We start from the raw sequence: 16,153 nt of genomic DNA, 5'->3' as shown, positions 1-16,153 counted from the left end.
GCGACGGCCCGCGAACTGCGCGATCTGCGCCGCTACCTCCTCGGCACGTTCCGCGGGGGCGACTACGTGCGCGACGCCCTGTTGCTGCCCCCCCGACGCGCCCCTGCCCCGGGCCGTCGCCGACCTCGTCGATACGGCCTTCCGTCCACCGCGCGCCGGCGAACCGGCGGTATCCGGCCCGGGATGCGCCCTCCCCCTCGGCGCGACCATCAGCGGGCTGACCGCGATCATGTTGCTCTCCGCGATCGTCTGGAACGTCCTCACGATCGGAGTCGTCGCGTCGGCTCCGACGCTGGCGCTCCTCAGCGCAGCGGCCGCCCTCGTGTGCGTAGGGTTCGTGCTCGCGGACCGCGCGCGGGGGCGTCGCCCATCGACGCCGATCTCGCCGGACATCGAGCCGCAGGATCGCTTCTTCGGCACCTCGCTCGCGTGGCGGCTGCACGATGCCGGCGACGATCGCGCCAGCAGGATCCTGCTCCGGCGCATGATTGACATCGACGTCGACGGCGCGAGGGCCGCGATGGTCGAACAGAGCCGAATGGCAGGACGGCTCGACGAGGCGGGTCGGTGGGGGTGCGCGAAGCCGGGACTCAGCACGCCCGCGGAGCGCACCGCCTTCGCGGGGCAGCTCCGGGCCCGCCCCGTCGAATCGAGGCTGCGTGAACTCGCCGGCATCTTCTCTGACCGTCCCCTGTCGGCCGATGCCGCCGACGTGCTGCGGCGCGCAGGGGGATCACCCGAACCGCCCGTGCCCACCCCCGCTGATCCGGGCGACGGGTTCGGCACGCGCTGGCACGCACTCCCGCGAGTGACCGTCGTGGTGCTCGGCCTCGCGATCGCCGTGGCCCTCATCGTCGCGATCGCTCAGGCCCCCGACGCGACGCGCATCGCCCGGCTCGCTCTTGCCTGCGGGGGCGCGGTCGTCGGCATCCTGTGGATCATCGAAGGATTCCGCCAGCCGCGGCGCCGAGCCGCCTCGACGGTCACGGTGGCTGTGGGCGCGCTCGCGCTGTCGGTGATCGTCGGGGTCTCGGCGATCCTCGGCTGACCCCACGCGTCGGCACCCGCCCGCCGGGAGCTCGGCCCATCGATCCTGCCTGCACAACTCCGCCGGAAGCGCGCGGCGCGGGTACCGAGACGGCACTGCCGCCGGCTGGGGATGAGTTGTGCAGGCGGGCGCCGGGTGACCGGGGCGTCGGCGGGGGCCAATACGCTGGATGCCATGCGCATCGCCACCTGGAACGTCAACTCGATCCGCGCCCGCGTCGTCCGCACGGTCGACTTCGCCGTCCGCGAGGGCATCGACGTGCTGGCGATGCAGGAGATCAAGTGCAAGCCCGAGCAGTTCCCGTACGAGGCGTTCGAAGAGGCGGGCTACACCGTCGAGGCGCACGGGCTCAACCAGTGGAACGGCGTCGCGATCGCCAGCCGTGAGCCGATCGAGGACCTGCAGGTCGGGTTCCCCGGTATGCCCGGCTTCGCGAAGGGCCACGACGGTCCCGGCGCTCCTCTCGAAGCCCGCGCGCTCGGTGCCACGATCGGCGGCGTCGAGGTCTGGAGCCTCTATGTGCCCAACGGTCGCGGACTCGACGACCCGCACTACCGCTACAAGCTCGACTGGCTGGAGGCGCTCCGCGGCTACACCGCCGACACGCTCGCCGCCGACCCCGACCGAGCGCTGGCGCTCACCGGCGACTTCAACATCGCCCCGACGGATGCCGACAACGGCGACCCCACCGTCGTCGAGGGCGTGACCACCCACGTCTCGCCGCCCGAGCGCGCCGCGTTCCAGGCGCTCCTCGATGCCGGACTGGCCGACACCGTCCGTCCGCTCGTTCCCACGGGCTACACCTACTGGGACTACAAGCAGCTGCGCTTCCCGCGCAATGAGGGTCTGCGCATCGATTTCATCCTCGGTTCGCACGCCTTCGCCGACGCGGTGACCGCGGCCGCCATCCATCGCGACGAGCGCAAGGGCGAGATTCCCAGCGATCACGTACCGGTCGTCGTCGACCTCGACCTCGCGGGTCCGGACGACGACGACCGGCCGATGATCTGGTGACCGGGGGTCAGGTCATGTCGCCGGTCGTGACGTCGCCGTCGGGCGCGTAGCGCAGCAGCAGCGTGCCGGTGGGGCCCGACACGGCCGGGGCGATCAGCCGTAGCCGCGCCGGTGCGGCGCCGTCCGGGAACACCTTCTTGCCCTGTCCGAGCACCACCGGATGCACCCACAGCTTCAGCTCGTCGTAGACGCGGGCGCGCAGCAGGGTCTGGGCGAAGTCGACGCTGCCGATCACGTGCACCTCCGCGTGGCGGTCGCGCAGCGCGTCGACGGCCGCGACGACCTCGGCATCCGGGCCCGTCAGCACACTCGTGCCCGCCCACCCCGGTTCGAGGCCGGCCCGGGTCGCCACTTACTTCGGGATGGCATCGAAGTGCCGACCGATGAACCCCTCGGGCCCGTCGGTGTGGTGCGGCCAGTACCCGGCGAAGATGTCGTAGGTGCGTCGTCCCAGCAGGAGGGCGTCCATCCGTCGGATGCCGCTGCCGACGTCCTCGCCGATGACGGCGTCCTCGAACGGCGCCTGCCATCCGCCGAACGGGAACCCGCCGCTGGTGTCCTCCTCGGGGCCGCCCGGTGCCTGGGCGACGCCGTCGAGCGTCGTGAACAGGTCGATGACGATCCGCCCGCGCATCACGCGCCGTCCGCCTCGCCGCCCGACGCGTCGGCGTCCTCCGGCGGTCCCTGCTCGGCGGCGACGGGATCCATGTACAGGAAGCCGAGGCTGTTGCCGTCGGGATCGTCGAGGTCGCGGCTGTACATGAAGCCGTAGTCCTGGGCGGGGCGCGGCTCGGTGCCGCCGGCGGCGACGCCGGCCTCGACGATCGCGTCGACGTCCTCCCGCGAGTCGCGCGAGAACGACAACGACGTCTGGGCCCATTCCTTCGGCTCGCCCACCGGCTTGTCGGTGAAGGTCGCGAAGTACTCGCGACGCAGCACCATGAAGTAGATGTCGCCCGACCAGACGACGCACGCGGCGTTCTCGTCGGTGAAGTTCGGGTTGATGTCGCAGCCGAGGGCCCGGTAGAAGTCCATGCTGCGCTCGAGGTCGCTCGTCGGGATGTTCACGAAGATGCTCGTCATACAGCGAGCATGCACCGCGCCGCCCGCCGCGTCGAGACCCTCTCCGTCGCACGGGGGATGCCGCGGCATCCGCCTCGCCCTAGCGTGGAGGGATGAGCTCGACCGACCTCGCCCGCACGACGACGCCCGCCCAGCGGCGCAACGACGTCTGGCTCGCGCTGGCGCTGCTCGTCAGTGCGGTGATCAGCGCCTGGCTCGGGAAGGTCGCGGGGTTCTACGGCGAGGACACGCCCGCCTTCGGATGGGCCCTGGTGTACGTCGCCGCCCTCACGCTCCCGCTCGCGCTGCGTCGTCGCTTCCCGGAGATCACGCTGATCGTGGTGGCACTCGCCTTCTTCGTGGGCGTCTCGGCCCGCATCCCCGAGGTGTACGTCAGTAACGTCGCGGTGTTCATCGCGATGTACACCGTGGGCGCCTGGGTGAGCGACCGTCGACGCGCGACCGTCGTGCGACTGGCCGTCGTGGTCGGGATGTTCCTCTGGCTGCTCGTGACGACGTTCCAGGCGGCGATCGACCCGGACGGCGCCGGCCCGTCGCGCGCCGGACTGTTCTCCCCGTTCGCGGCGTGGATGATCATCCAGTTCCTCGTGAACGTGGCGTTCTTCGGCGGCGCGTTCTTCTTCGGGGAGCGGGCCTGGGCCGACGCGCGCTCGCGCGCCGTGCTGGAAGAGCGCACGCGAGAGCTCGAACGCGAACGCGAACTGACCGCCGCGCAGGCCGTCGCCCTCGATCGGGTGCGCATCGCGCGCGAGCTGCACGACGTCGTCGCCCACCACGTCTCGGCCATGGGGGTGCAGGCCGGCGCCGCCCGCACCGTGCTCGATCACGACGCCGACGCCGCCCGCGAGGCGCTCGTGACGGTCGAGGCGTCCGCCCGCGAGGCCCTGAGCGAGTTGCGTCAGCTGCTCGAGACGCTGCGCACGCCCGACGCCGACACCCCCGCGGCGTCGACGGTGCGCCTCGCGTCGATCCCCGAGCTGGTCGCGCACGCCAACGACAACGGGATGCCGACGACCTTCGCCGTCGTGGGCGACGCCGTCGAGCCGCCCGAGCTCGTGCAGGTGAACCTCTACCGCATCGCGCAGGAGGCGCTCACCAATGCCCGTCGCCACGGCGGGCCGGATGCCGCGGCCGATGTCCGCCTGCGCTTCGCCGACGACCACGTCGAGCTCGAGGTCGCCAACAGCGGCCGCGAGCACGTCGCCGGGCGCGCGGGGCTGGGCATCGTCGGCATGCGCGAGCGCGCGGCCGCGTCGGGCGGCACCCTCGAGGCCGGTCCGCGCCCGCGCGGCGGGTTCCTCGTCCGGGTGCGCGTGCCGGCGCGGGCGAAGGAGGCGCGGTCGTGAGCGCCCCCGTGCGCGTGCTGCTCGTCGACGACCACGCCGTGATGCGTGCGGGGTTCCGCATGATCCTCGAGGCGCAGGGCGACATCGTCGTCGTCGGGGAGGCGGGATCGGGCGCCGAAGCGCTGACCGCGGCATCCGCCCTGCGACCCGACGTCATCTGCATGGACGTGCAGATGCCCGACATGGACGGCCTCGAGGCGACCCGCCGGATCGTCTCCGATCCCGACGTCGACGCGGTCGTGGTCATCGTGACCACCTTCGACCGCGACGACTACCTCTTCCAGGCGCTGCACGCCGGCGCGAGCGGCTTCCTCCTGAAGAACGCCGGCCCCGAAGAGCTCGTCACCGCCGTGCGTGTCGCGGCAGCCGGCGACGCGCTGCTCGCGCCCGCCGTGACGCGCCGCGTGATCGAGCGCTTCGCGGCATCCCCCGCGTACGCGGCCCCGTCGGCGGCGCCCGCGGCGCAGAAGCCGCGCGCCGCGCTGGTCGCCGAGCTGACCGATCGCGAGGCGGAGGTGCTGCGGCTGCTCGCCGACGCGCGCAGCAACGCCGAGATCGCGACGGCGCTGTTCATCGGAGAGGCGACCGTGAAGACGCACGTCTCGAACGTGCTGCAGAAGCTCGGCGCCCGTGACCGGGTCGCCGCGGTGGTCTACGCCCACCGGCACGGTCTGGTCTGACCGGCGCCGGGTGCGTCAGCCGCGGATGGCGACGGGGATCGAACCGGTCGTCGCCGTGGTGGCGGCCCGCGAGAGACGCTCGCGCAGCGACACCAGGGTGGCGTCGGGCCGCCACAGCGCCACGAGGCTCCAGCCGAACAGACCGACCAGCAGGACGTTGCGCGCGAGCAGCACGCCCGCGGCGAACGGGTGCGCATCGATCAGCGGCAGGTAGAGCACCGGGAACACGAGCGTCGTCAGGAAGCAGGTGACGGCCAGCCAGACGGCGACCGAGGTCCAGGCCTTGCGATCGATCAGCAGCCCGGCCGCGACGATGGGCGCCAGCCACAGCATGTACTGCGGCGAGCCCACCTTGTTGAAGACGATCAGCGCCGACGTGAGCGCGAACGCCCCGCGGAGGATGAGGTGCTGCTCGCCGATGAGCGACAGCGCGCCCTCCTGCACCGCACGGCGACGCGCGCGCCACAGGAGCACGACGATGACGGCGAACGCGATCGGCATCGCGTAGCCGACGAGCACGCCGGCGGCGGCCGCGCCGGGGCCGGCGACCTCACGGGTGGCCAGCACGTAGTTCTGGTGGATCTGCGCGCCCGGCAGACCCAGCACCGTCGCCCACACCCACGGGGTGGCGACGGGGGCCTCGAGCTGGAGGGCGCGGTCGCCCTGGATCGTCGCGAAGCTGAAGAGGTTCGCGCCGCCGCCGAGGGCGACGACGATGCCGGCGATGGCGGCGCTCAGCGCCAGGCCGCCGGCGATGATCCGCATCCGCATCGACGACACCACGACGGCCGCCGCCGCGAGGGCGGCGGGGGCCACCTTGATCCACGTCGCGGCGGCGATGAGCACGCCCGCGACGAACGGACGACGCACGAGCCAGACGAGACCGGCGATGGCCAGCGGCGCGGCGAAGCCCTCGAGGCGCAGCATGGACACGGGCGCCAGCAGCACCTGGATCGCGAGCCAGTACCAGGCGGCGACGTAGCCCTTGCGGTTGCGGAGGTTGTCGGTGAGGGCCAGGACGGCGACGAAGTTCGCCCCGACCATCATGAGCAGCCAGACGAGCTGGTAGTTCCACGGCCCGGCGACGATGGCCGCCATGATGGGCGCGAGAGCCCCGGCCGGGTAGACCCAGGGCATGTCGATGACGGGCCAGTGGCCGTGCATGGCCTGCTCGGCCCACAGACGGTACAGCGGGAGGTCGCCCTCGGTGCCGCCGAAGATCATGACCTTCAGCAGCGCCAGGAAGAAGAGCGCGTGCACGACGGCGAAGCCGATGAGCAGGCCGCGACGCGTGAACGCGAAATGGAGGGCCCGGGGCCACCATTCCCGAGCACGGTCGGATACACGGGCGCCGAGGGCGCGGGTCACCTCAGGAGCGCTCGTCACCCGACAGAGTGTAGAAGAGATCACCTGGGGGAATGGTGGACGCGGTGTTACCTGTTCCTGACAATTCGCCGAGTGCACCGCGGTTCTGCGCCGTGAGAACTCCCCCGCGCGACGGATGCCGCGGCCTCCCCGGCAGCGGAGGCGAGCCGGATCCCCACCGTGCGGGGGAGGTCTGCGGCATCCGTTCTCCCTAGCGTGGAGACGACGGCGACGGCGCGGGACGACCCCCTCCCCGACAGCGCCGCGTGAGGAGGAGAACATGCTCGAACTGACCGGCATCACCAAGAGCTACGGCACCACGCGTGTGCTCGACGACGTGAGCTTCCGGGTGCCCTCGGGCCGTCTGACGGGATTCGTCGGCGGCAACGGCGCGGGAAAGACCACGACGATGCGCATCGTGCTCGGCGTGCTCGGCCGCGACGGCGGCGAGGTCGCCCTCGACGGCGCCCCCGTCACGGCGGCCGACCGACGCCGGTTCGGCTACATGCCCGAGGAACGCGGCCTCTACCCGAAGATGCGCGTGCTCGAGCACATCGTCTACCTGGCCCGGCTGCACGGGTTCGACAAGGCCGAGGCGACGGCGCGCGCCGAGGCGCTCCTGGTCGAGCTGGGACTCGGCGAGCGCCTGCGCGACAACGTCGAGACGCTCTCGCTCGGCAACCAGCAGCGCGCCCAGATCGCGGCCGCGCTCGTGCACGATCCGCAGGTGCTCATCCTCGACGAGCCGTTCTCGGGCCTCGATCCGATGGCCGTCGACGTCGTGGCCGGTGTGCTCCAGGCGCGCGCCGCCGAGGGCGCCGCCGTGCTCTTCTCGTCGCACCAGCTCGACGTGGTCGAGCGCCTCTGCGACGACCTCGTGATCATCGCGGGCGGCACGATCCGCGCGGCCGGCACACGCGACGCGCTGCGCGCGGAGCACGCCCAGCATCGCTACGAGCTCGTCTCGGCGGGAGACCTGGGGTGGCTGCGCGATGAGCCCGGCGTCGACGTGCTCTCGTTCGACGGCGGCTACGCCCTCTTCGACGTCGACGACGACGCCGCCGCCCAGCGCGTGCTGCACCGTGCCGTCGCCGCGGGCGCCGTCGCGAGCTTCGCCCCGAAGCAGCCCTCTCTCGCCCAGATCTTCAAGGAGGTCATCCAGTGAACACCAGCGCTCCGTCCTTCGCCCAGAGCACGTGGCTCGTCGCCGAGCGCGAGGTCGGCTCGAAGCTCCGCAGCAAGGCCTACCTCATCTCCACCGGCATCCTCTTCGTGCTCGCGCTCGTCGGCGTGCTCTGGGGAGGCTTCTCCGCGCAGTCCGACAATCGCACGCCGATCGCGGTGACCGCCGAGACCGCGGCGTCGGTCGCCGACAACCCCGCCCTGAACCCGACGGAGGTCGCGGATGCCGCGGCCGCCCGCGCCCTCGTGCAGGACGGCACCGTCGAGGCGGCGCTGATTCCCGGCGGCGCGGCACCGTTCGACTACACCGTGGTCGCCAAGGATGCGGCTCCGACGTCGCTGCTGCAGGTGCTCAGCCTGACGCCGCAGGTGGAGCTGATCGACCCGTCGGGCACGAACCCGGCGCTGCGCTACCTGGTCGCCCTCGGGTTCGGGATCATCTTCTTCATGGCCGCCCTCACCTTCGGCTCGACGATCGCGCAGTCGGTGGTGGAGGAGAAGCAGACGCGTGTCGTCGAGCTGCTGATCTCGGCGGTGCCCGTGCGGGCGCTGCTGGCCGGCAAGGTGATCGGCAACACGATCCTCGCGATGGGTCAGATCATCGGCCTCGCCGCGATCGCGATCGTGGGGCTCACGGTCACGGGGCAGAGCGATCTGCTGGCGGGGCTCGGTGCGCCGCTCGCCTGGTTCACGGTGTTCTTCCTGTTCGGCTTCATCCTGCTGGCGGCACTGTTCGCCGCCGCCGCCGCGATGGTCTCGCGGATGGAGGACATCGGCTCGACCACCACCCCGCTGACCATGCTCGTGATGGCGCCGTACTTCCTCGTCATCTTCTTCAACGACAACCCGCTGGTGATGACGATCATGTCGTACGTGCCGTTCTCCGCCCCCGTCGGGATGCCGGTGCGCATCTTCCTCGGCGATGCGCAGTGGTGGGAGCCGGTGCTCTCGCTCGCGATCATGCTCGTCACGTGCGCCGCGGCGATCTGGGTGGGCGCGAAGATCTACCAGAACTCGCTGCTGCGGATGGGCGCGCGCGTGAAGCTCTCGGAGGCCCTCGCGGGCTGACCGCGCAGGATCAGTGCTCGGCGGATGCCGGTGGCTGCGCGGACGACGCGAGCACCGGCATCCGCCGATTCACGACCTGCGGGATGACGATCCCGTGCAGGAGGATGCTGCCGACGACGGTGAGGACCATCACCGCGAGGACGTCGTAGGCCTCGGTGTCGGGGAGCTTGTTGAAGGCGAGCAGGCCGAAGACGATCGTCGCCGTGCCGCGCGGACCGACGAAGCCGACGAACGTGCGCGAGCCCCACGACAGCGACGAGCCGAGCAGCGCCGCGTACACGGGGACGACGCGGAACAGCGTCAGGGCGAGCACGACCATCACCAGCAGACGCGCGTCGAAGCCGTTGAACACGACGACCGTCGTCATGGCGCCGAGGACGAACCACACGATGTTGGCGGCGAGGGTGCCCGCCTCTTCGACCAACAGCACCTCCTGGTGCGGGATCGTGCGCTCGTCGGTCCGCCGCGTACGGGCCAGCCGGTACACGATGCCCGCGACGAAGGCCGCGACGAACCCGTTCGCCGCGACGGCGCTGAGCGTGGCGACGCCGAACGTGATCAGCGGCACGAGCAGCATGACGTAGCGGATGCCGGGCGCATCCGCCCAGCCGCGACGCGACGCCCAACGGACGCACAACCCGAACACCCCGCCGATCACGGCGCCGACGACGATCGCGAACAGGGTGGCGGGCACCGCCCCGAAGAAGGCCTCGAAGAACTCACCCATGCGCTCCTCGAGCTGCGCCTCGTTCTCCGCGGACAGCGTGTCGGAGTTCACGGCCGCCAGGATCGTGGGCCACGCGATGGCCGCGGCCAGCCCCATGCCGAAGATCGGCGAGACGAGACCGTCGTTGTAGCCGCTCTCGACGTTGAGGATCTGCCGGATCCGCGCGGGGATCCGCGGCGAGCGCAGCAGCGTCGCGGCGGGGGCGAAATCGGTGGGCATGATCACGCAGGCGATGACGATGAGCACGAAGACGCTGAGCTGCGGCAGCAGGAAGACGCCGCTGAGCACGACGGCGAGCAGCGACAGCGGCAACGCGATGAGGACGAGGCGCGCGATGATGCGGCCCTCGCCGCCGAAGACGCCGCCGCTCACCTCGCAGGCGTCGACGAACAGCAGCACGGCGAGGATCAGCTCGACCACGTGCTCGGCGGAGTCGCTGCCCACGGCATCGGCGAAGCCCGTCACGTCGATCAGCACGAGCGCGGCCCCCGCGACCGCGAGGACGGCCGGTCCGGCGACGCCGGTGCGCTCGAAGCGATGGGCGACGACCGACCAGAGCCCGATCACGACGAAGCCCAGCAGGAAGATCAGCGGCACCGTTCACCCTCTCGTCGCGCGGGGTGAGCACGCCCCGGTTCGGGGATCAGTCTGCCAGTCGTCGCCTCAGTCGGTGACGATCACCGAGAGCACGTTTCCCGCGGGGTCGCGGAACCACGCGATGTCGGGGCCGCGTCCGCGCGAGACCCCGCGCTCATCGGTGCCGAAATCCGGGTCGGTGTAGATCTTGGTCACCACGCCCGCCGCGTTCAGCGCGTCGACCGCGGCGTCGACGTCGTCGACCACGAGGTTGAGGACGGTGAACGCAGCCGGTCGGTGATCGGGCTTCGGGTAGGCGATGACCCGGCCGCCTCCGGGGAGGTCGATGTCCAGGATGCCCATCGCGTTGCGGTGCACGGCGAGGCCGAGCACCTCACGGTAGAACCCCTCCGCGGCGTCGATGTCGTCGACGGAGAACCCGGAGAAGGCGGAGGCGAACGCGATCATCTGACACTCCCGAAGTGGATGCGGCGGCGCTCTCAGCATCGACCTCCGGCGAGGACCGCGCAAGACCCTCAGCGCTCGACGAGGATCCCATCGGCATCCGCCCACACGTGCGCGCCGGGGCGGAACACGACGCCGCCGATCTCCACCGGCACGTCGAGCTCGCCGATGCCCGCCTTGGCGCTCTTGCGGGGGTTCGAGCCGAGGGCCTTGACACCGAGATCGAGCGCGCCGATCGCGACGCGGTCGCGGATCGCACCGTGCACGATGAGGCCGGCCCAGCCGTTCTCGACCGCGGATGCCGCGATCAGGTCGCCTACGAGCGCCGACTCCAGCGAGCCGCCGCCGTCGATCACGAGCACGGCGCCGTCGCCGGGGGTCGCGAGCGTCGCCTTGACGAGGGCGTTGTCACGGTGGCAGCGGATCGTGCGGATCGGGCCGTCGAACGCCGCCCGTCCGCCGATGTCGTGCAGCTGCAGGGCGAGGGAGTCCAGCGCGTCGCCGCGCTCGTCGTACAGGTCGGCCGTCGCGATGGTCATGGGGCCACCGTAGCGACCGGCACAGGCCGCGGTGCCCTCGGCATCCGAGGAAGATCCGCGGTCCTTCCGCGGACGGCAAAAGCCGGCGCCTTCTCGGCGGGAACAGATCGCGTGTGCATACGGTTGCATCGACCGGGCCGATGGCGTCCCACCGACAAACCGTCCTTCATCCTTCTTCAGGAGACGACCATGAGCACCATCGCCGCACACCCCGCCGACACCGACGCGCCGATTCTCGACGTCCTCGCCGAGCGCTGGAGCACCCGCATCTTCGACCCCGCGACGCCCATCGACGAGGATGCGCTCGCCAGCGCGCTCGAGGCCGCCCGCTGGGCGCCGTCCGCCAACAACACGCAGCCGTGGCGCTTCGTGGTCGCCCGCCGCGGCTCGGCCGCGCACGCGCAGATCGTGGACGCCCTGATGGGCTTCAACCAGTCGTGGGCCACGGATGCCGCCGCCCTCGTCGTGTTCGCCTCGTCGGCCGCCCTCGACGGCAAGCCGCTGCCGTGGGCCGCGTACGACACCGGCCAGGCCGCCGCGCACTTCACGGTGCAGGCGCACGCGTCGGGCCTGCACACCCACCAGATGGGCGGCTTCGACCGCGAGGCGATCGCCGCGGCGTTCGGCTTCGGCGACGACATCGTCGCCGTGACCGTGATGGCCGTCGGCGCCCTGGGCGACATCGACGCCGCCCCCGAGGCGCTGCGCGAGCGCGAGCTGGCCCCGCGCGTGCGCCGTCCGATCGCCGAGTCGCTGATCGCCAACGACTGACGCCCGGCACGCGGCCTCCGCCGCGCCGGCCCCGCGAGAAACCACTCCCCGCACGAGAAACACGTGCAGGAGTGGTTTTTCGCATCTGCAGGTGTGTCTCACCCGGGCGGGTGATCAGCGCGGCGGCGGGTTGAGGTCGGGATGCGTGATCACGACGAGCGAGTAGGGCTCGCCGTCGACGTCCGGCGGGCGATCCTTGTACTCGTCGAGCAGCGCCGTGACGCGGCGGTCGAGCTCGTCCTTCGCCTCCGCGTTCAGGCGCAGGCCCAGCCACGCGAGCTGCACCGTCTCGGGATCGGCGAGCGCGACCTGCTGCCGCACGGTCTCCATCATGATCGGCACCCCGTCGTCCATGGCGGCGTCCCAGGATCGGCCGGTCGCCAGGTACGGGACCTCCCGCGCCCCCTGCGCGCCGGCGCGAGCGGGCTGAGGCTGCAGGAAGCCGGCGTCGACCAGAGTGCGGACGTGATGCAGCATCGTGCCGGGATTGGCCTCGAGCAGGTCGGCGAGCTCCTTGTTGGTGCGCGCATCGAATCGGCACAGTCGCAGGATGCGCATCCGCAGCGGGGAGCTGAGTGCTCGCGCGGCCGCGCGGCCGGAGACGTCGTCCATGCGCCTCATCCTAGCAACTGATTGACTTTCCCAATCAGTAGCCCATACTGATTGACATGTCCCAATCGGATGCCGCAGCGCCGGAGACGATCCCCGCGCCGACCCCCGCCGGTCACGGCGGTTCGCTGTGGCGCGACCGCAACTTCCTCACGATGTGGTCGGGGCAGGCGCTCAGCCAGTTCGGCGCGCAGGTCGTCGAGCTGGCGATCCCCGTCCTCGCCGTGCTCCTGCTGCACGCGACCGATGCCCAGGTCGGCTATCTCACTGCGGCGGCGACGGCTGCCTTCCTCGTCGTGGGGCTCCCGGCCGGCGCGTGGATCGACCGCATGCGCAAGCGTCGCGTCATGATCGTGGCCGACGGCGCCCGGGCGCTCGCCCTCGCCGTCGTCCCCCTGCTGCATCTGACCGGACGGCTCGAGATGTGGCACCTCTACGCCGTGGCCCTGACCGTCGGAGTCGCGACCGTGTTCTTCGACGTGTCCTACCAGAGCATCGTCCCCTCGCTCGTGCGCGGGGACCAGATCGCCGAGGCCAACGGCAAGCTGGAGTCGACCAATCAGCTCGCCGGACTCGCGGGCCCTGCGGCGGGCGGGTGGCTCGTCGGCATCCTCTCCGCGCCCTTCGCGATCGCGGCGACCTCGCTCACGTACGTGCTCTCCCTGGCCTCCCTGGCCTTCACGCGGGACCATGAGGTGCTCCGCTCCCCAGTCGACCGCGCGCCGCTGCACCGCGAGATCGGGGAGGGTCTGCGATGGGTGCTGGGACACGGACTGCTCCGGCGGATCGTGGCGACGACGGCGATCTCGAACCTCTTCTCGACGATCGTCTTCACTCTCGTGCCGATCTACGTCCTGCGCGTGCTCGGGTTCTCGCCCGCGGCGATGGGCCTGCTGTTCTCGCTCGGCGCGGTCGGGGGGCTGCTCGGGGCCGCCCTCTCCGGCCGCATCGCCGCGCGCGTCGGCGAGGCACGCGCCATCCCGCTGAGCGCCATCGGGTTCTCGCTGGCGACGATCCCGCTGCCGCTCGCGGCGCTGCTGCCCTCGGGTCCCGCCTTCGCGCTGCTCGCCGCGCAGTGGGCGGCCATGAGCTTCGCCGTCGTGCTCTACAACATCACGCAGGTCACGTTCCGCCAGCGCATCACCCCGCGGCGCCTGCTGGGGCGGATGAACGCCTCGATCCGCTTCTGCGTCTGGGGGGTGATGCCGCTGGCCGCACTGGCCGCCGGGGCTCTCGGCACCGCCATCGGCACCGTCCCCACGATCTGGATCGGCGCTCTCGGCGCGCTGCTGTCGGCACTGCCCGTCGTCATCGGCCCGTTCTGGCGGATGCGGACCCTCCCCGCGGACGCCGCCTGAGTCGGCGGACCCGGGCGTCGTCAGTCGTCGAGCAGCTCGGCCTCGATCACGTCGTCGTCGGATGCCGCGGCATCCGTGCCCTCGTCGGGCGCCGCTCCCGCACTGGTGAGCACGAGGCTCGCACCGTCGGCCGCGACGTCCACCCGCACCAGGTCGCCGTCGCGCACACCGCCCGAGAGCAGCGCCATCGCGAGACGGTCCTGGATCTCGGACTGGATGAGCCGGCGCAGCGGCCGCGCACCGAAGATCGGGTCGTAGCCGCGCTCGGCGAGCCACGCGCGGGCGTCGGGCGTGACCGCCAGCGTCAGCCGGCGATCGCGCAGGCGCCGCTGCAGCGCGTCGACCGACAGCTCCACGATCTGAGCCAGGTCGTCCTGGCTCAGCGCCTGGAACATGACGATGTCGTCGAGGCGGTTCAGGAACTCGGGGCGGAACGCCGTCCGCACGAGGGCCATCACCTGCTCGCGCTTCTGCGCGACCGACAGCGTCGGGTCGATGAGGATCGGCGAGCCGAGGTTCGACGTCAGGATCAGGATCGTGTTCGTGAAGTCGACCGTGCGCCCCTGCCCGTCGGTGAGGCGGCCGTCGTCCAGCACCTGCAGCAGGATGTCGAACACCTCGGGATGCGCCTTCTCGACCTCATCCAGCAGCACCACCGAGTAGGGACGGCGCCGGACGGCCTCGGTGAGCTGACCGCCCTGCTCGTAGCCGATGTATCCCGGAGGGGCACCGACGAGCCGCGCGACCGAGTGCTTCTCGCCGTACTCGCTCATGTCGATGCGCACCATGGCGCGCTCGTCGTCGAACAGGAACTCTGCGAGCGCCTTGGCGAGCTCGGTCTTGCCGACGCCGGTCGGGCCGAGGAACAGGAACGAACCGGTCGGCCGGTTCGGGTCGCTGATGCCGGCGCGCGAGCGGCGCACCGCGTCGGACACCGCCTTCACGGCGTCCTTCTGCCCGATCAGGCGCTTGCCGAGCTCGGCCTCGAGGTGCACGAGCTTCTCGCTCTCGCCCTGCAGCAGGCGCCCGACGGGGATGCCGGTCCACGCCGCGATGACGGCGGCGATGTCGGCATCCGCGACCTGGTCGCCGACCATCCGCTCGCCGCCCTCGGCGGCCTCCGCGTTCTCGGCCTGCGCGACCTGGCGCTCCAGCGCCGGGATCTCCGCGTAGTACAGCCGGGACGCCTTCTCGAGGTTGCCCTCGCGCTGCGCCCGCTCGGCCTCGACGCGCGCCTGGTCGAGGCGGGTCTTGAGGTCGCCGACCGCGTTGAGGGAGGCGCGCTCGCGCTCCCACCGGGCCTGCAGCTCGTCGAGGCGGGCCTGCTCGACCTTCAGGGTCTCGCGGAGCGTGGCCAGCCGCTCCTTCGACGCGGCATCCTTCTCGCGCTTGAGCGCCAGCTCCTCCAGCTTGAGCCGGTCGACGTGACGGCGCAGCTCGTCGATCTCCAGCGGTGCGGAGTCGATCTCCATGCGCAGCCGCGACGCGGCCTCGTCGATCAGGTCGATGGCCTTGTCGGGGAGCTGACGGCTCGGGATGTAGCGGTTCGACAGGGATGCCGCGGCCACGAGCGCCCCGTCGGCGATCGCGACCTTGTGGTGCGCCTCGTAGCGCTCCTTCAGGCCGCGGAGGATCGCGATCGTGTCCTCCACGCTGGGCTCACCGACGTACACCTGCTGGAAGCGGCGCTCGAGCGCGGCATCCTTCTCGATGAACTCGCGGTACTCGTCGAGCGTCGTGGCACCGATCAGGCGCAGCTCGCCCCGGGCGAGCATCGGCTTGAGCATGTTGGACGCCGCGACCGACCCCTCGCCGCCGCCCGCGCCCATGAGCACGTGCAGCTCGTCGATGAAGGTGATGATGCGACCCTCGGACTCGGTGATCTCCTTGAGGACGCTCTTGAGGCGCTCCTCGAACTGGCCGCGGTACATCGCGCCGGCGACGAGGGCGGAGATGTCGAGGGAGACGAGCTCCTTGTCCTTCAGTGACTCCGCGACGTCGCCCGCGACGATGCGCTGCGCGAGCCCTTCGACGACGGCCGTCTTGCCGACGCCGGGCTCGCCGATGAGGACGGGGTTGTTCTTCGTGCGGCGGGTGAGCACCTGGCTGACGCGGCGGATCTCGCTGTCGCGTCCGATCACCGGGTCGAGCTTTCCCTGCCGCGCGCGGTCGGTGAGGTTGATCCCGAACTGCTCGAGGGCGCTCTGCTGCTCCTCCTGCCCGGGCTGGGGCTGTGCGTTCATCGTTTCTCCTTGAAACTCGTGAGGAAATCTGCGAGGCTCAAACTTGAGCCATCTGGACTCAACTTTATCAAAACGTGAT

The 16,153-nt window shown here is 71.3% G+C and carries 17 protein-coding genes; 8 read left to right on the top strand and 9 right to left on the bottom strand.

The annotated features are described in order from the left end of the window. The first annotated feature begins 229 nt into the window (after window positions 1-229). Together L0965_RS01270 and L0965_RS01265 are read left to right on the top strand one after the other, a co-directional pair. Window positions 230-1,048: a hypothetical protein gene (locus tag L0965_RS01270; RefSeq protein WP_101305380.1), complete on the top strand. Its 819-nt coding sequence runs from the start codon at window positions 230-232 to the stop codon at window positions 1,046-1,048. A 174-nt stretch (window positions 1,049-1,222) separates the two neighbouring features. Further along, on the top strand, window positions 1,223-2,062 hold the full coding sequence (locus L0965_RS01265; RefSeq protein WP_101305379.1) for an exodeoxyribonuclease III: 840 nt from the start codon (window positions 1,223-1,225) through the stop codon (window positions 2,060-2,062). A 7-nt stretch (window positions 2,063-2,069) separates the two neighbouring features. Here the strand turns inward: L0965_RS01265 and L0965_RS16690 are convergent, their stop codons facing one another. From L0965_RS16690 to L0965_RS01255, 3 genes are read right to left on the bottom strand one after another with little or no spacing between them, the layout of a single operon-like run. Next, complete coding sequence (locus L0965_RS16690) at window positions 2,070-2,414, bottom strand: dihydrofolate reductase family protein (protein ID WP_308192892.1); 345 nt, start codon at window positions 2,412-2,414, stop codon at window positions 2,070-2,072. Continuing rightward, complete coding sequence (locus L0965_RS16685; RefSeq protein WP_308192891.1) at window positions 2,415-2,699, bottom strand: dihydrofolate reductase family protein; 285 nt, start codon at window positions 2,697-2,699, stop codon at window positions 2,415-2,417. Beyond that, window positions 2,696-3,145, bottom strand: coding sequence for a VOC family protein (locus tag L0965_RS01255; protein WP_234057900.1), 450 nt, complete (start codon window positions 3,143-3,145; stop codon window positions 2,696-2,698). The genes L0965_RS16685 and L0965_RS01255 overlap by 4 nt, the downstream gene beginning before the upstream one ends. A gap of 92 nt (window positions 3,146-3,237) precedes the next feature. On the opposite strand from L0965_RS01255, the gene L0965_RS01250 reads away from it, so the two are divergent. Both L0965_RS01250 and L0965_RS01245 read left to right on the top strand, forming a co-directional pair. Then, on the top strand, window positions 3,238-4,491 hold the full coding sequence (locus L0965_RS01250) for a sensor histidine kinase (RefSeq protein ID WP_101305377.1): 1,254 nt from the start codon (window positions 3,238-3,240) through the stop codon (window positions 4,489-4,491). After that, window positions 4,488-5,171 carry a response regulator transcription factor gene (locus L0965_RS01245; protein WP_101305376.1) on the top strand — a complete coding sequence of 228 codons (684 nt, stop codon included), beginning with the start codon at window positions 4,488-4,490 and terminating at the stop codon, window positions 5,169-5,171. The genes L0965_RS01250 and L0965_RS01245 overlap by 4 nt, the downstream gene beginning before the upstream one ends. A gap of 15 nt (window positions 5,172-5,186) precedes the next feature. Here L0965_RS01245 and L0965_RS01240 read toward each other — a convergent pair whose 3' ends face one another. Next, window positions 5,187-6,557, bottom strand: coding sequence for a hypothetical protein (locus L0965_RS01240; RefSeq protein WP_223848798.1), 1,371 nt, complete (start codon window positions 6,555-6,557; stop codon window positions 5,187-5,189). Between the two features lie 259 nt (window positions 6,558-6,816). Between L0965_RS01240 and L0965_RS01235 the strand changes: the two genes are divergently transcribed. Both L0965_RS01235 and L0965_RS01230 read left to right on the top strand, forming a co-directional pair. Then, window positions 6,817-7,701 carry an ABC transporter ATP-binding protein gene (locus L0965_RS01235; RefSeq protein WP_060959711.1) on the top strand — a complete coding sequence of 295 codons (885 nt, stop codon included), beginning with the start codon at window positions 6,817-6,819 and terminating at the stop codon, window positions 7,699-7,701. Beyond that, window positions 7,698-8,786 (top strand): ABC transporter permease, encoded by a 1,089-nt coding sequence (locus tag L0965_RS01230; RefSeq protein ID WP_060959712.1) that lies wholly within the window; start codon window positions 7,698-7,700, stop codon window positions 8,784-8,786. Before L0965_RS01235 ends, L0965_RS01230 begins: the two co-directional genes overlap by 4 nt. 10 nt (window positions 8,787-8,796) lie before the next feature. Here L0965_RS01230 and L0965_RS01225 read toward each other — a convergent pair whose 3' ends face one another. From L0965_RS01225 to rraA, 3 genes are all read right to left on the bottom strand, one after another. Beyond that, window positions 8,797-10,110, bottom strand: a complete 1,314-nt coding sequence (locus L0965_RS01225; RefSeq protein WP_101305375.1) for a cation:proton antiporter — start codon at window positions 10,108-10,110, stop codon at window positions 8,797-8,799. A 66-nt stretch (window positions 10,111-10,176) separates the two neighbouring features. Then, on the bottom strand, window positions 10,177-10,557 hold the full coding sequence (locus L0965_RS01220; protein WP_060959714.1) for a VOC family protein: 381 nt from the start codon (window positions 10,555-10,557) through the stop codon (window positions 10,177-10,179). Between the two features lie 68 nt (window positions 10,558-10,625). Beyond that, the gene (gene rraA, locus L0965_RS01215) at window positions 10,626-11,093 is read right to left on the bottom strand and encodes a ribonuclease E activity regulator RraA (protein WP_101305374.1); all 468 of its coding nucleotides are present in this window, start codon (window positions 11,091-11,093) and stop codon (window positions 10,626-10,628) included. Between the two features lie 189 nt (window positions 11,094-11,282). On the opposite strand from rraA, the gene L0965_RS01210 reads away from it, so the two are divergent. Then, window positions 11,283-11,864, top strand: coding sequence for a nitroreductase family protein (locus tag L0965_RS01210; protein ID WP_101305373.1), 582 nt, complete (start codon window positions 11,283-11,285; stop codon window positions 11,862-11,864). Between the two features lie 114 nt (window positions 11,865-11,978). Here L0965_RS01210 and L0965_RS01205 read toward each other — a convergent pair whose 3' ends face one another. Further along, window positions 11,979-12,476: a transcriptional regulator gene (locus tag L0965_RS01205; protein ID WP_223849544.1), complete on the bottom strand. Its 498-nt coding sequence runs from the start codon at window positions 12,474-12,476 to the stop codon at window positions 11,979-11,981. Window positions 12,477-12,532: 56 nt separating this feature from the next. Here L0965_RS01205 and L0965_RS01200 point away from each other — a divergent pair, with 56 nt between their 5' ends. Next, complete coding sequence (locus tag L0965_RS01200; protein WP_101305371.1) at window positions 12,533-13,831, top strand: MFS transporter; 1,299 nt, start codon at window positions 12,533-12,535, stop codon at window positions 13,829-13,831. A 20-nt stretch (window positions 13,832-13,851) separates the two neighbouring features. On the opposite strand, the gene L0965_RS01195 is transcribed toward L0965_RS01200, so the two are convergent. Next, window positions 13,852-16,074, bottom strand: a complete 2,223-nt coding sequence (locus L0965_RS01195) for an ATP-dependent Clp protease ATP-binding subunit (protein ID WP_101305370.1) — start codon at window positions 16,072-16,074, stop codon at window positions 13,852-13,854. Between the last annotated feature and the right edge of the window lie 79 nt (window positions 16,075-16,153).

The organism is Microbacterium sp. NFH-22A-Y, assembly GCF_021401375.1.
GTDB classification, from domain to species: domain Bacteria; phylum Actinomycetota; class Actinomycetes; order Actinomycetales; family Microbacteriaceae; genus Microbacterium; species Microbacterium hominis.
Note: the sequence above shows the minus strand (reverse complement) of the source record. Positions and strands in the feature narration are given on the sequence as shown.

Excerpts from the sequence above, each read along its gene's own strand:
- L0965_RS01270 (WP_101305380.1), top strand. The coding sequence starts at position 230 with ATGTTGCTCTCCGCGATCGTCTGGAACGTCCTCACGATCGGAGTCGTC.
- L0965_RS01265 (WP_101305379.1), top strand. The coding sequence starts at position 1,223 with ATGCGCATCGCCACCTGGAACGTCAACTCGATCCGCGCCCGCGTCGTC.
- L0965_RS01255 (WP_234057900.1), bottom strand. The coding sequence starts at position 3,145 with ATGACGAGCATCTTCGTGAACATCCCGACGAGCGACCTCGAGCGCAGC.
- L0965_RS01250 (WP_101305377.1), top strand. The coding sequence starts at position 3,238 with ATGAGCTCGACCGACCTCGCCCGCACGACGACGCCCGCCCAGCGGCGC.
- L0965_RS01235 (WP_060959711.1), top strand. The coding sequence starts at position 6,817 with ATGCTCGAACTGACCGGCATCACCAAGAGCTACGGCACCACGCGTGTG.
- L0965_RS01220 (WP_060959714.1), bottom strand. The coding sequence starts at position 10,557 with ATGATCGCGTTCGCCTCCGCCTTCTCCGGGTTCTCCGTCGACGACATC.
- rraA (WP_101305374.1), bottom strand. The coding sequence starts at position 11,093 with ATGACCATCGCGACGGCCGACCTGTACGACGAGCGCGGCGACGCGCTG.
- L0965_RS01210 (WP_101305373.1), top strand. The coding sequence starts at position 11,283 with ATGAGCACCATCGCCGCACACCCCGCCGACACCGACGCGCCGATTCTC.
- L0965_RS01205 (WP_223849544.1), bottom strand. The coding sequence starts at position 12,476 with ATGGACGACGTCTCCGGCCGCGCGGCCGCGCGAGCACTCAGCTCCCCG.
- L0965_RS01200 (WP_101305371.1), top strand. The coding sequence starts at position 12,533 with ATGTCCCAATCGGATGCCGCAGCGCCGGAGACGATCCCCGCGCCGACC.
- L0965_RS01195 (WP_101305370.1), bottom strand. The coding sequence starts at position 16,074 with ATGAACGCACAGCCCCAGCCCGGGCAGGAGGAGCAGCAGAGCGCCCTC.